Origin of the sequence: Dietzia sp. Cai40 (assembly GCF_014145165.1) — a bacterium.
Lineage (GTDB): Bacteria > Actinomycetota > Actinomycetes > Mycobacteriales > Mycobacteriaceae > Dietzia > Dietzia natronolimnaea.
In genome coordinates, this window is record NZ_JAALEB010000321.1 from 1 (window position 1) to 11,347 (window position 11,347).

Here is an 11,347-nt window from a genome sequence, read left to right on the forward strand (position 1 = left end):
GATCGACGTGTTCTACATCCCCACCGCCATCTCCCTCGCGGTCATCACGGCAGTCCTCACCGTCTCGGTTGTCGCCAGCCTGCGCGCCACCAGGGGCCAGGAACGTCAGGGGCTGCCCACGCCGGCCGACCCCCCCTTCAGGGTCGCCACCGCCGAGGAGGACGCCGCCCTCGACCCCCTCTGGCGGGCCCGGAGTGAAGCCTCCGCCGATGAATTCGAGAAGTCGTGACCGGCCGAGTTGTGCGGACTCGTGCTGCAGCTCGAGGCCAGCTGGCGATAGCTTTCGAGACGGTCTCGGCGTGTCTGTTGCGAGAACCAGTCAGTCACCTCGAAAGTGCATGGGAGACCACATGCCCGAAGACCGTTCCACCGGAACTTCCTACCGCAACGGTGCCGGGACCACCTCGCTGGTCGCCGGCATCATTGCCGCGCTGGCCTCCCTGGTGCCCTTCATCGGCGGTGCGATCACCATCGCCGCCGCAGTGGTCGCCCTCGCCAGTGGATGGGTCGGTCTGAAACGAGTGGACCAAAGCGAGGCGTCGAACCACCGTGAGGCCGTCATAGGCATCGGTCTGGGACTGGCAGCACTGTTCGTGGCGTTCCTCGTCTTTGCCGCGACCAACAGCGCATAAGGGTCCACCTGACCAGGTCGATCACGCGCTATCCGGGAGATCCGCGTGGGGAAGTGCCACACGGGGAACGCCCTCCGGGGTGCGGTCTCGCGCCGATCGGCAGAGGTGCGTCGGAGACACGGCCGCACGTGCGGTGCACTCCCCATCCCGCCTAGTCGTTGCCGGACCGGGCTAGACCCGGACCCGGCTCCAGCCCGCCGTCTCCTCCGCCGCGCGATGGGTTTGTTCGAGGAACCTCAGCACCACGGCGTCGGGATCCGCCGCCTGTCGCACGAGGTGGTACGGCAGCACGTACTCACCCAGCTCGGCGCTCCAGTACGCGGGGGCCTCGACCGCCGGATGGGTGTCGTACCCCTCGGGGTGGGGATAGGCGTACGCGTAGAAGATGCCCTCCTCCGCACCACCCGGCCAGTACCCCGCGCTCGACACCTCGTCGCTGTAGGCCTCGTGCATGACCCGGTCCGGGCAGTTCGGGACGCCACCGGGATGCTCGGGGGCGGAGCGTCCGGAGAACCGGGTGACGGCCAGATCGAACGCACCCCAGAAAAAGTGGACGGGCGAGGACTTCCCACGGAACCCACTGCGGAACGTCGACAGGACGCCGTGCGCGCTGACCAGCGACCTCCGGAAACGGGCCACGGCGTCAGCGTCGTACGACGCGTGCGTGGTGTCCTCGGCGAACGGGATCACCTCCGGCAGCTCGACCGGGGTCCCGACGATCGGCACGTCGAACCCGAGATCACCCAGGTGGCCGGTGTACTCGGCGTAGAAGTCGGCGACGGTCCGCGGCTCGAGCGCCATCCGGCGGGTGCTGCCGTCAGTGACGAGGAACAGCAGGTCGTGGCTGACGAAGTCGAAGCGGATCTCCAGACCGCGGTGTCCGGCGACCATCAGGGACGTGGTGAGCCCCCGCGCGTCCACGTACAGCGGGACGCCCCACCAGTGGTTGATCTCCGGCCCGAGGGCCATCCGCGTCTTGCCGACGATCTGGGTCCACAGGTGAAGTGTGTCCCTGGTGTCGATCCACGACTCCAGGGGCAGGGCCGGCCAGGGCTCGTCTCGCGTCTCCATCGACACATGATCCCCGATCTCGCGGCCGTCCGACACCCCCATCGTCAGCCGGGACCCGGCGCCAACCGCGCCCCTGCGTCACCCGGGTCGACGGCCGGGGGCCCGGTGCCGTTGGACGGCGTCGTGGTTGCCGCACCGGGCACTGCAGTAGCGCCGCTTACCGTTCCGGCTGGTGTCGACGAACACCTCGGGACACCCCGATCGGAGACAGGCCCCCAGACGGCCGCCCTCCGACTCGACCGCGAAGATCGCCAGACCGCCTGCGGTGATGGCCCGGACGCGCTCCACCACGTCGTCACCGTCGGCCGCGAAGTGCAGGTGGGGCTTGTGCCCGTCGTGCGTGCTCAGGGACGGCCTCGACGCGGCCGAGTCCAGCAGCTCGTTGATCGCGTCGCACGTGGAGTCCACGTCCGGCGCCGAGAAGGGTGCCCTCAACCACAATGCCCACTCCTGTAGGCGGGTCGACCTCGCGTCGTCGAGATCGGGCCTGCGGACGCCGTGGGCGCGAAGCACGCCGACGGCCATATCGGTGTCCCACTCCCGGGCGCCGAGTGAGGCAAGTTCCGCCGCGAGAGTCGGGCCGACCATATTGCCATGGTTGAACTGCACTGACCCATTGCACCACAGTCAGCGCATGACCACAGCAGCCTGTTCGCCCACCGACGTCGATCACGACCGCGACCACGACGCCCCCGTTCCGCAGCCTGCGGATCCGGACGCGCACCAGCACGAATGGCTGACCCGCTCCTCCCACCGCACCAGCGAGGGCACTGTGACCTACGAGTCCTGCCACTGCGGCGCGCATCGCGTCCTGCGCGCCGGCGTGCCCGTCGCCCGGGTGTAGGGAGAGGCGACGCTCAGGGCGAGGTCGAGATCGAGCGCTCCTTGACCTTGAACCAGATCGAGAAGTCCTCGGCGGCCCGACGTACGACGTCGTAGTTCGAGCCGCCGGTGAGATCGTTGAAACTGTCCCGCACGCCGTCGACTCCGGTCGACCGGGTCTCCTTGGGGATGCCGAAGCCCATCTTCCAGTCGGCGAAGCTGCGCTCGGCTGCAGGTTCCGTCAACAGGACCCGGACACGACTGTGCCTGTCATCGGCAGCGATGCGCGTCATCAACTCGTCGATCGCGGCCGGAGGGCCTTCGAGGAACTGAATGAAGCAGTTGTTCCTGAAGAGGAGGACACCGGTGATCCCGGCGGCACGATTGCGCTCCCGGGAGGTGAACAGAATGGACTCCAGATCACCCGGCAGCATCTTCCGCACCGGCACGCTCGTGTACACCAAATACTTCAGTTGTCCGCTCCCGGGCGACGTGGGGAACTCAGCGTCCAGCGACATTCAACTCTCCCTCGCTCGCATCGGAAAAGTACAGATCATTCAGGCTGGAGATCGCCTCGTCCAGGGATCCGGACTCGCCCTGCGGTCTCGACATCCTGTCGTAGCAGGTGAAACTGCCGTCAGAATTCTGATCGATGTACCCCACGAAGTTCCCGCGGAAACTACCGACGAAGAAGCTGTCTTCCACCTGGGACCATCGTATTTCTTCGTATCCTTCGATTGCCGAAGTCACTCCCACCCCTTTTCTTCCTTGACAAGGTGTTTCACCCACTGCCGTACACGTCGAGAAGAACGTGGCCCGAGCCACGTCACCGGGAGACGCTGCCGCCGCGCGCGGCCGAAACAGGGATGGGCACGCATCGACGTGTCACCCGATCCCACAGTGCTCTTCTTGCCTAAGAACTCACATCCTGCCGAAGCTATCCGTCATAGCGGCACACCGGGCCATCATGATGCGCGTCGGAAGACTGCGCCACCGATGGCATCGGTCGCGTCCGGAACACGGGCGAGTGCGATCCCGATGACGAGCGTGGTCAGACCTCTCCCGGCCGCGATACCGTCCGGCCCAGTCGGCGTGACACCGCGGCGCCCCACGGGGTGGTGAGCCGGGCCGCGGTGAGGAGGCCCTCGTCCTGCAGCACTCGGTGGACCGGGCCGCGGGTGAGCGCTCCGCCGGAGAGCACCACCGCGTCGTCCGCCCAGGCCCAGGCGAGGTCGACATCGTGCGTGGCCATGAGGATCGCGGCCCCCGCGGCGCGAAGCGACTCCAGCGCCGCGAGCAGGTCCTCACAGGAGAGCGGGTCGAGCCCGGCCGTCGGTTCGTCGAGAAGCAGGACGCGAGGCCGCATCGCCAGCGCACCCGCCAGGGCCACCCTCTTGCGCTGCCCGAAGGACAAGTGGTGGGGGACGCGGTCGGCGAGGTCGGTGATCGCCAGCGCCGCCAGGGCCTCGTCGACCCGGTGGGCCACCTCGGCGCGATCCAATCCGAGGTTCACGGGGCCGAAGGAGACGTCGGCCCGCACGGTCGTGGCGAAGATCTGGTCGTCGGGTTCCTGGAGCACCATCTGCACCGACTGCCGCAGGCGGGTGCGGTCGGCGCGGCGGTCCCGGACCCGCTCCCCGTCCAGCTCCAACTCCCCGGCCTCGAGGCGGTTCAGGCCCACGAGCAGCCGCATCAGGGTGGTCTTGCCGCTGCCGTTTCCACCGAGAAGCGCCATCTTCGCCCCGGCGGGGATCGTCAGGTCGGCGCCGTCGAGCACGGTGTGGGTGTGACCGCCGAGGGCATCGAGACGCCGGTAGGAGAACCGGGCACCGCGCAGCGCGAGGACGGTCACGTCATGACCCCCAGTATCGAGACGGACACGAGAACCAGACAGATGACGAGCACGCGGGTGGCCGAGACCGGGTCCGCCTCGGCGAGCACTGCGGTCTGGCCGCGCTCGGCGCGCATGGACATGGCGTCGTCGATCGCCCGTGCCCGCCTGACGGACAGGACGAATACCGAGGCGAACTGCGTCCCGACCGAGCTGATCGCGGCCCGGGCGGTGCGGTGTCCGAGCCTGAGGTCGTGGGAATGCCGCAGCGTGCGCGCGGAGTCGATGAGCAGGCCGATGAGCCGGTAGGTGGTGTCCACGACGTGAGCCAGCGGGGCGGGCAGTCCGGCCCGCCGGCCGGCGGCCAGGAGGTCGGCGACGGGCGTGGTGCACGCCAAGGTGATGGTGGCGGCCGTCGCGGCGATCGCCCTGCTCACCGTCCGCCAGGCGGTGTCGACCCCGGCCGGATCCACCACGAGGCGCCAGTCCACCAGGTCCAGCACGAGGGGACCGATTCCCAGGGCCAGGAACGCGACGGGGGCGAGCAACGCCGCGAGGTAGATCCTGGCGGGGACGCGGGCCAGCGCCAGGGCGCACACACAACAGACAGTCAGGATCGCCACGTGGCCCACCGGTGGCGGCACGAGCAGTGCCGCCACCAGCAGACCGCCGAAGAGCAGCAGCTTCTCGACTACCGGGAGGTCCGACCAACGGTTGTGGGACGCCGCGAGTTCGAGTGGGTTCACCTAGGGCTCGGCCGGTCAGTGCCCGGCCGGACCCGTGGCCGCCGCCGACGGGGTCGCCGCACCCGTCACGCTCTCCCGACGCTGCCTACTACGTGTCCGCAGGACGCCGAGTCCGTAACCCACGATCCCGCCGCCGATCCCGGCCTGGAGGGCGAACACCCCCGATTCGACCTCCCCCGGCAACTCGGGCAGAAGCGGCTCGAACCATGGCTCGTAGTCGGGAGAGACCTGGCTGATCGTCCCCTCCGCCTGCCCGTCCGCACCCTCGAACTCGCCGCCCGCACCAGCGCCATAGACCAGGGAGAACACCGCGATCGCGAACGCCACGGCGACCAGCCCCACGAGCACCCACACGCTGACGTGCTTCTTCCCGCTCATCGCACCGACTCCGTGGCCTCGACCTGATCGGTACGGTCCTCGAGATGCGCGAAGGTGCCCGCGCCGGCGAGTCGCGCCCTCCGGAAGAAGCCCACCAGGTCGAGCTCACGGGAGGCGATTCGCAGGAGCACGCTGACGATCACCACGACGATCAGAGCCTCGACGACCGCCAGCGGGATCTGGGTGATAGCGAACACGGCGAGGAACTCGGCCATCGAGAACCACAGGCCGTGCTCGGCGCTCGGGAACGCCAGCGCGAGCTGGGCGCTGGTGACGAGATACGTCACCAGGTCGGCGAGGAACGCGGCGACGAAGACCGCGCCGAGCAGCGGCACCGCGACCCGTCGACACAGGACGAACGCCCCGTAGGCGACCCACGGCCCGGCGACCCCCATGGAGAACACGTTCGCGCCGAGCGTGGTGATGCCCCCGTGCGCGAGCAGCAACGCCTGGAAGATCAGCACCACGGTGGCGACGAAGGCCATGACGGGTGGCCGGAAGATGATCGTCCCCAGCCCGGTCCCGGTGGGGTGCGAGCTGGAGCCCGTCACCGACGGGAGCTTGACGGCCGACATGACGAACGTGAACGCCCCGGCCACGCCGAGCAACACGCCCGCCTCCGGTGTCCGACGGACCGTCCTGATCACCTCGCGCGCGCCGTGGATGACGAACGGTGCCGCGACGGCCGTCCATGCCACGGCGTGCACCGAGGGGAGGAAACCCTCTGCGATATGCATATGCCTGAGACCTTTCTGCCCGTCACCTCGCGGGCACTCGTGGTGGCAGCCACGGCCGGTCTCCTGGCTCACGGGTTCCCCCGGCCCACCCCCGGAAGGGATGGACCGGATCGCCGCCGGTCCGCCTTCCCACCCACACAACGCGTGCGAGCAGTGGCACAGAGGACTGGCGACATCATCCGTTCACAGTGGCGAGGGCCGCCCCGGTCTCACACCGGGTTCCCGAGCACCGCAGCTGAGCAGATCCTAGCCCCCTCCCGGGGGCCGACTCAGTACCGCACCGATTGGGCGTCCGAGACCAGGCACATGCCCCCGACGGACTGCAGGAGGGGCCGCAGCGACCGGAGGACCTCGTCGATCCGGTCGGGGTCGACCGCCACGAGCACGAAGGTGTTGTCGAAGGTGGAGAAAGGGTCCCCACCGCGCTCACCGTGCTGTCCCCGCCCGTAGATTCCCGGGATCACGGTGCGATGGGTCAGGCCCAGCGAATCCAACGCGCCGAGGAACCTCCCGGCGACCCCGGACTCCACTACCAGTTCGATCCTTTTGACGTCTTTCATGGGATCTCCTCGCCTCAGGCGCCCAGGTACTGGGCGACGGTGTAGTAGAGCGGAATGCCGAGGACGATGTTGAACGGGAATGTCACGGCAAGGGCCATTGTGAAGTACCGGGACGGCCGCGCTTCGGGGATCGCGTAGCGCACGACGGCCGGCACCACGATGTAGGACCCGCTCGCCGCGAGCACGGCGAGCATGGTCAGGTCGCTGACCGGCAACCCGGCCAGACTGCCCAGGGCCAGCGCCATCGATGCTCCGACCAGGGGCATCACGATGCCGAACCCGATCAGGAACGGGCCCACGTCCCGGACCTCGCGGAGCTGACGGGCGACGAGCAAGCCCATCTCGAGCAGGAAGAAGGCCAGCAGCCCCTTGAACATGTCGTCGACGAACGGGGACATGGCCTCGCCGGCGTCGGCCCCCACCACGGTGCCGATCACGAGCGACCCGATCAGCAGCAAGTGCGCACCGTCGGTGAACGCCTCGTGCAGGATCGCCCGCAACGACAGGGGTGCGCCCGACACGGGAGAGGAAGCGCCGGCCCCCGCGTCACCCGCCATCTGGGCGGAACGCTGACGGGACCGTGCCCAGGTGGCCAGAAGCACCGCCATGATGATCGCGGGCGATTCCATCAGAACCAGGGCGACCGTCATGTACCCGCCGGGTTCCTCCCCACGGGCGGTCACGAACTGCGTCGCGGCGATGAAGGTCACCGCGCTGACCGACCCGTAGGTCGCGGCGATGGCGGCCGCATCGAACTCGTTCACCCTGCGCCGCAGGACCAGGAAGCCCAGCGCAGGGATCACCAGGGCCAGGAGGAGGGCGATGCCGATCACCGCCGCGGCGCGGCCGGTCAGACCGGTCTCTCGCAGAGCCTGGCCACCCTTGAACCCGATCGCCATGAGCAGGTAGAGCGACAGGAACTTGGTGACGGGGGCCGGGATCTCCAGGTTGGAGCGCACAGCGGCGACGAACAGCCCCAGGAAGAAGAACAGGATCGGCGGGTCCGTGAGGCTGCCGAGAATGCTGAGGTCCATCGAGTCTCCCCTGATCTGTCCGGAGTCCGTGCGCCGCCGAGCGGGACGAGCTGATCTCCGTCGTGGCGCGCTAGCCGCCTGTTCCGAGCGAGTAACGGGAACGACAATACATGACTTTCAAGACATGTTTTGCAACAGCCTAAATCGGTGTCGCGTGTTGTGGCGCGGCGCGCGGACCGGGCCCGCGGTGGGACGGGCTCCGTGCACGCCCACATGCGTACCGTGATTCACGTAAGGCAAAATGGCACTCGGAAGTCGTCGGTGATGGGGTGGCGTAGTGGCAGAGTGGACGTTTCTCACCAATCACGCGCACGTCCTGTTGTGCATCGCGCAGGACTCCGAGACGCGACTGCGCGACATCGCCGATGCGGTCGGGATCACCGAGCGCGCCACCCAGCGGATCGTGGCCGAACTGGAAGAGGCCGGGTACCTGCAGCGCATCCGCGACGGGCGCCGTAACCGCTACAGCCTGAACCGAGACCTGCCGCTGCGCCATCCACTCGAACGGGACCACATGGTCGGGGAGATACTCAGCGTGCTGGGGGCCCCGCGAAAGGGTGCTGGCGACGGCAACGAGTGACCCGTCGGCACTGATCGTGGCGCCCCGACAGCGTGGTCGACCACTACTAGAGGCCCCCAGGGGACGATCTGGTCGGCTTCTCTCTGCAGTTGATCGAGTTCGGAGATGTCATAGGGGCTGAGCACATCCACCGTCACCACGTCCGGACGAACGGTCGCTTTCTGCACCACCGCGGATTCGGTGTTGCTCAGCCAGCGTCCCGGACCTGCGCGGCCCACACCCTCGTAAGCGAGCTCGTCGACATGGGGACCAACACCACGACGAAGAGCAACGTCACTACGGGGTACGCCCTACGCGACGTACTGTGTTGCGAAGCGGTCCGACCTTGCACTGGTCGCAATTCCGGTCACGCCAGAGTGTTCACCACACCCAGCGCGGCTCAACCCGCCAAGGAGGCATGGCATGAGCACTACCCGCGAGCTTCGCGCCGAGGTCGAGGTCGACGCCCCCGTCGAGCGCGTGTGGGAGGTCGTCACGGATACCTCCGTGCTCGTTCGGTCGTCGCCCGAACTCGTCGCGGTGACACCGCTGCTGCCGGGAGGCTTCCGGAAGGGCCAGCAGTACATCGGCTGGAACCGCCGCAAACTGGTCGTCTGGCCAACCCGAAACGTTGTGATCGAGTTCGAGCCACACAAGCGTGTCGCCTGGGACACGAAGACCAGCGGCGCCCGCTGGGCCTTCGAGCTCCAGCCGACGCAGACCGGTACCAAGCTGGCCCAGCGTCGGTCCGTGCCGGGCAAGCTCAATCCGATCGGCCGGATCTTCGCCGCGACGCTCCTCGGCGGGGGTCCGAACCACGCTGACGAGCTCGATACTGCACTTGGCACCACGCTGGAGAGCATCAAAGCTATCGCCGAGGCCTGACCAACCGACTCGTCCCCACGGGTGGACTTCGCCAGGGATAACTCTCTTGCGACTGGGCAGTAGCAAGAGGAGCAATGCGCGGGAACGGCCACTTAGACGACAGCCCGCCGGCAGAGTTCGGAGAGACGTCTTCCGCTACCTCACGGACCGACCACACCCTGATCTGAAGTGGACAGCCGGTATGGTGAGTCCGGGTCTACCCGCCCAGTAATCGACCGGATGAGCGTCCCGCAGGGAGACTCGAGTGTAGATGCCGCCCTCGGAAACCACGAGCACAGCCTGGCACCTCGGCCTCCGTGACTGTGGTCGAACTTTCAACTCTGAGTTCGACCTACCCCGCCCCGCCCCGCCGCTTCGCCGCCCTCTCCGGATCCGAGGCGTACAACCACGATTCGGCCTCCCCCGGCCGGACCAGCGCCCGGCCCACCAGGATCACCGCCGCCTGCCGCAGACCGGCGGACTCGACCGCGTCCGCGATGTCGGCAAGTGTGCCCCGCAGCTCGACGCGGTGCGGGCGGCTCGCATTGGCCACCACCGCCACCGGGCAGTCCGCGCCGTGCGTGGGAACCAGCCGTTCGGCGAGCTCGCGGATCCGGGTGATCGCCAGGTGCAGCACCAGCGTCGCGCCGGTGGCGGCGAAGTTCTCCAGCGATTCGGAGGACGGCATCACCGTCGATCGGGCCTGGACGCGGGTCAACACGACGGACTGCACCACCTCGGGCACGGTCAGCTCCACCCCCAGCTCGGCGGCGGCGGCAGCGTAGGCCGGGACGCCGGGCACCACGTCCCAGGGCACGCCCGCTGCATCGAGGCGGCGGGTCTGCTCGGCGAGCGCGGAGTACAGCGACGGGTCACCCGAGCACAGTCGCACCACCTCGAGCCCCTCGGCGTGGGCGGCGACGATCTCCGCGATGATCCCGTCCAGGTCCAGGTGCTGGGTGTCCACCAGCCGCGCGCCTGATCGGCAGTGGTCGAGCACGCCGTCGTCCAGATAGGTGCCCGCGTACAGGCAGACGTCCGCCGCGGCCAGGGCCGCAGCCGCGCGCAGCGTGAGCAGGTCGGCGGCGCCGGGGCCGGCCCCGACGAAGTGAACTGTCACGAGGTCTCCCCTGTCTCCCCGGAGTCCGCCGCAGCGGCGGAATCTGCCATAACAGCGAAGGGCTTAATCGCGCACCACTGCACCACGGCCCGCGCCGGGGCCCAGCCGGTGAACGAGCCGATCGAGTCGGCGTGTTCCACGTGGAACCGTACGAGCTCGCCGCCGAACTCCGCGCGGGCATCGATCAGCACCCGCTCCGTCTCGATCGTCACCGCGTGAGCGACCAGCCTGCCGCCGGGACGCAGCGCCTCCCAACACTGCCGCAGCAGGCCGGGCGCGGTGCCTCCGCCGCCCACGAACACCGCATCGGGGCGAGGGAGCCCCTCGAGCGCCTGCGGCGCGCGCCCGTGGACGACCTCCAGCGACGGCACACCCAGCCGCGCGGCGTTCCGCTCCACGCGCGCGGCCCGCTCGGGATCGGCCTCTACAGACACAGTGCGGCAGGACGGGTGTGCCCGCATCCACTCGATGCCCACCGATCCGGCGCCGGCGCCTACGTCCCACAACAGTTCGCCGGCCGACGGAGCAAGCCGCGAGAGAGCCGAGGCGCGTAGGTCGCGGCGGGTGAGCTGGCCGTCGTTCTCGAAGGCGTCGTCGGGCAGTCCTGGGGCCACACCGAGCGGGCGCGAGGTGGGCCCGGCCAGGCACTCCACGGCAAGGACGTTCAGCTGGGGCACCGCGCGGCCCGGATCCCAGTCGCGCGCCACACAACTCTGACGTGCCTCGGCCGGGCTCCCCAGATCGGAGAGGACGGTCAGCACGCTGTCCCCGAAACCAGCGACGGCGAGCGCCCTGGCAACGTCCCCAGGAGTGTGCCGGTCGGCGCTCAACACCACCAGCCGCTGCCCCGGCGCCAGTACACCGGGGAGCTCGCGGTGGTCGCGCAGCACCGCCACCGTCTCGGCTGGCCACCGCATCCGGGCGCGGGCCAGCGCGACCGACGACACCGCCGGCAGCACCTCCACCGACTCCGGGCCGAGCAGGCCGATCAAC

Annotated in this window: 16 protein-coding genes, 1 pseudogene and 1 riboswitch; of the genes and pseudogenes, 5 read left to right on the forward strand and 12 right to left on the reverse strand. The window is 68.9% G+C overall.

The genetic code is table 11. From position 1 onward, the window contains the following. Nucleotides 1-229 (forward strand): annotated as a pseudogene (locus tag G6022_RS12275) (tellurium resistance protein TerC); the annotation flags it as partial. Nucleotides 230-350: 121 nt separating this feature from the next. Next, on the forward strand, nt 351-632 hold the full coding sequence (locus tag G6022_RS12280) for a hypothetical protein (protein ID WP_179524153.1): 282 nt from the start codon (nt 351-353) through the stop codon (nt 630-632). Between the two features lie 171 nt (nt 633-803). On the opposite strand, the gene G6022_RS12285 is transcribed toward G6022_RS12280, so the two are convergent. Next, entirely contained in the window at nt 804-1,703 is a 900-nt protein-coding gene (locus G6022_RS12285; protein ID WP_182638987.1) for a DUF5996 family protein, read from the reverse strand. Nucleotides 1,704-1,781: 78 nt separating this feature from the next. Continuing rightward, nucleotides 1,782-2,291, reverse strand: a complete 510-nt coding sequence (locus G6022_RS12290) for a CGNR zinc finger domain-containing protein (RefSeq protein WP_187700400.1) — start codon at nt 2,289-2,291, stop codon at nt 1,782-1,784. Between the two features lie 46 nt (nt 2,292-2,337). Here G6022_RS12290 and G6022_RS12295 point away from each other — a divergent pair, with 46 nt between their 5' ends. Continuing rightward, nucleotides 2,338-2,547 (forward strand): hypothetical protein, encoded by a 210-nt coding sequence (locus G6022_RS12295; RefSeq protein WP_179523156.1) that lies wholly within the window; start codon nt 2,338-2,340, stop codon nt 2,545-2,547. Between the two features lie 13 nt (nt 2,548-2,560). On the opposite strand, the gene G6022_RS12300 is transcribed toward G6022_RS12295, so the two are convergent. The 8 genes from G6022_RS12300 to G6022_RS12335 form a co-directional block, all read right to left on the reverse strand. Next, nucleotides 2,561-3,043: a BLUF domain-containing protein gene (locus tag G6022_RS12300; protein WP_179524150.1), complete on the reverse strand. Its 483-nt coding sequence runs from the start codon at nt 3,041-3,043 to the stop codon at nt 2,561-2,563. Continuing rightward, nucleotides 3,027-3,230 (reverse strand): hypothetical protein, encoded by a 204-nt coding sequence (locus G6022_RS12305; protein ID WP_187700401.1) that lies wholly within the window; start codon nt 3,228-3,230, stop codon nt 3,027-3,029. Before G6022_RS12305 ends, G6022_RS12300 begins: the two co-directional genes overlap by 17 nt. A 346-nt stretch (nt 3,231-3,576) precedes the next feature. Continuing rightward, on the reverse strand, nt 3,577-4,377 hold the full coding sequence (locus G6022_RS12310) for an ABC transporter ATP-binding protein (RefSeq protein WP_179524148.1): 801 nt from the start codon (nt 4,375-4,377) through the stop codon (nt 3,577-3,579). Beyond that, entirely contained in the window at nt 4,374-5,102 is a 729-nt protein-coding gene (gene cbiQ / locus G6022_RS12315) for a cobalt ECF transporter T component CbiQ (RefSeq protein WP_179524147.1), read from the reverse strand. Before cbiQ ends, G6022_RS12310 begins: the two co-directional genes overlap by 4 nt. 15 nt (nt 5,103-5,117) lie before the next feature. Continuing rightward, entirely contained in the window at nt 5,118-5,480 is a 363-nt protein-coding gene (locus tag G6022_RS12320) for an energy-coupling factor ABC transporter substrate-binding protein (protein ID WP_179524146.1), read from the reverse strand. Next, a complete protein-coding gene (locus tag G6022_RS12325) occupies nt 5,477-6,217 on the reverse strand; it encodes an energy-coupling factor ABC transporter permease (protein WP_179524145.1) in 741 nt (246 codons plus the stop codon). The genes G6022_RS12320 and G6022_RS12325 overlap by 4 nt, the downstream gene beginning before the upstream one ends. A 35-nt stretch (nt 6,218-6,252) precedes the next feature. Next, nucleotides 6,253-6,466: riboswitch (cobalamin riboswitch) on the reverse strand. A gap of 20 nt (nt 6,467-6,486) precedes the next feature. Next, complete coding sequence (locus G6022_RS12330; protein WP_179524144.1) at nt 6,487-6,777, reverse strand: transcriptional regulator; 291 nt, start codon at nt 6,775-6,777, stop codon at nt 6,487-6,489. A gap of 14 nt (nt 6,778-6,791) precedes the next feature. Continuing rightward, nucleotides 6,792-7,811 carry a sodium-dependent bicarbonate transport family permease gene (locus G6022_RS12335; RefSeq protein WP_182638989.1) on the reverse strand — a complete coding sequence of 340 codons (1,020 nt, stop codon included), beginning with the start codon at nt 7,809-7,811 and terminating at the stop codon, nt 6,792-6,794. A 277-nt stretch (nt 7,812-8,088) separates the two neighbouring features. On the opposite strand from G6022_RS12335, the gene G6022_RS12340 reads away from it, so the two are divergent. Then, a complete protein-coding gene (locus G6022_RS12340; protein WP_042329960.1) occupies nt 8,089-8,391 on the forward strand; it encodes a winged helix-turn-helix domain-containing protein in 303 nt (100 codons plus the stop codon). Nucleotides 8,392-8,793: 402 nt separating this feature from the next. Further along, a complete protein-coding gene (locus G6022_RS12345; protein WP_182638992.1) occupies nt 8,794-9,255 on the forward strand; it encodes an SRPBCC family protein in 462 nt (153 codons plus the stop codon). Nucleotides 9,256-9,586: 331 nt separating this feature from the next. Here the strand turns inward: G6022_RS12345 and G6022_RS12350 are convergent, their stop codons facing one another. After that, nucleotides 9,587-10,354, reverse strand: coding sequence for an SAM-dependent methyltransferase (locus G6022_RS12350; protein WP_182691653.1), 768 nt, complete (start codon nt 10,352-10,354; stop codon nt 9,587-9,589). Then, a partial coding sequence (gene cbiT / locus G6022_RS12355; protein ID WP_182691655.1) for a precorrin-6Y C5,15-methyltransferase (decarboxylating) subunit CbiT occupies nt 10,351-11,347 on the reverse strand: 997 nt, incomplete at its 5' end. The genes cbiT and G6022_RS12350, both read right to left, overlap by 4 nt.

Bases quoted from the DNA above. Each gene is read 5' to 3' on its own strand.
- G6022_RS12335 (WP_182638989.1), bottom strand. From the start codon at position 7,811: ATGGACCTCAGCATTCTCGGCAGCCTCACGGACCCGCCGATCCTGTTC.
- G6022_RS12300 (WP_179524150.1), bottom strand. From the start codon at position 3,043: ATGTCGCTGGACGCTGAGTTCCCCACGTCGCCCGGGAGCGGACAACTG.
- G6022_RS12290 (WP_187700400.1), bottom strand. From the start codon at position 2,291: ATGGTCGGCCCGACTCTCGCGGCGGAACTTGCCTCACTCGGCGCCCGG.
- G6022_RS12330 (WP_179524144.1), bottom strand. From the start codon at position 6,777: ATGAAAGACGTCAAAAGGATCGAACTGGTAGTGGAGTCCGGGGTCGCC.
- G6022_RS12345 (WP_182638992.1), top strand. From the start codon at position 8,794: ATGAGCACTACCCGCGAGCTTCGCGCCGAGGTCGAGGTCGACGCCCCC.
- G6022_RS12320 (WP_179524146.1), bottom strand. From the start codon at position 5,480: ATGAGCGGGAAGAAGCACGTCAGCGTGTGGGTGCTCGTGGGGCTGGTC.
- G6022_RS12285 (WP_182638987.1), bottom strand. From the start codon at position 1,703: ATGGAGACGCGAGACGAGCCCTGGCCGGCCCTGCCCCTGGAGTCGTGG.
- G6022_RS12325 (WP_179524145.1), bottom strand. From the start codon at position 6,217: ATGCATATCGCAGAGGGTTTCCTCCCCTCGGTGCACGCCGTGGCATGG.
- G6022_RS12295 (WP_179523156.1), top strand. From the start codon at position 2,338: ATGACCACAGCAGCCTGTTCGCCCACCGACGTCGATCACGACCGCGAC.
- G6022_RS12280 (WP_179524153.1), top strand. From the start codon at position 351: ATGCCCGAAGACCGTTCCACCGGAACTTCCTACCGCAACGGTGCCGGG.